Below are 987 nucleotides of genomic sequence, written 5' to 3' on the forward strand. Positions count from 1 at the left end.
TCTGGTCTTCCCAATGTATCTCCAGCAGTCTGCGTAGGATATTCCCAGTCCAGATCGATGCCGTCCAGATCATATTGAACAATATAATCGATGATACTCTTCGTAAAGGTTTCGCGAGATTCAGCCGTTAATGCCGCATCTGAGAAACCATCGGCTGCCCATCCACCTACCGAATTCAGTATCTTGAGATTTGGATTCTGTTTCTTCAGATTTTGCATATAAGCATAGTTTGCCTCATAGAAATTACCTTCAACTGGCACAAGCTTATTATTTGAAATATGAGTAAAAGCGTAGTCAATATGCGTGAGCTTCGTAGCGTCGATCGCTTTCGCATCAGACCATTGATTCTCACCATTTACATACCCAATCAACTTAACCGCAGGATCAACGGTGAATTTAACGGTCGCCTTCGACGTCTTCCCACTTACACTGTGCAGGGCGGTAACAACAAGCGTATATTCACCCGCCTCCGTGATTCCTTGGCCCTTAGTATAAGCGGCTCCGTTCAACGTTGCTGTACTCGTCGTACTAGCAGCATCCGTCCAATTTGGAAGAACACCGGATGTGTATGTTTGGCCTTCGGCAACACCGGAAATAGTTGGTACAGCTGGTACGGTGTTATCTGGGTTTGGCTCTTCAGGGCCCGGCACATATGGAAGACCTTGAATTCCATCAGCTAACGCATTTAGTAGTGTACCTGTACTGTCGTTACTGTATTCCCAGAACATCGCTCCGCCTAGCTTCTTATCGAGTACATACTTCGCTTTTTCATGTAAAGATTGTGGATCATCATACGATATGAACGTACTGCCATTGAAACGATATGGCGCTTTCGCTGCATCATCCCAATAGCGCTTGTATCCGTTCGCTGCGTTATACTTCACGAGAATATCGTTATACGTTGGCGTATTTCCTGAGCCTGTGGCTGCTTGACCCAATCCACCATTCTCTGTGGATGTAACATCCGTCCACATGTGACTGTAGAAG

Annotated in this window: 1 protein-coding gene; it reads right to left on the minus strand. The window is 45.9% G+C overall.

The window, feature by feature from the left end; genetic code table 11:
- A partial coding sequence (locus JCM16418_RS24100) for a glycosyl hydrolase family 18 protein (RefSeq protein WP_242403959.1) occupies window positions 1–987 on the minus strand: 987 nt, incomplete at both ends.

Source organism: Paenibacillus pini JCM 16418 (genome assembly GCF_000576305.1).
GTDB classification, from domain to species: Bacteria; Bacillota; Bacilli; order Paenibacillales; family Paenibacillaceae; genus Paenibacillus_AQ; species Paenibacillus_AQ pini.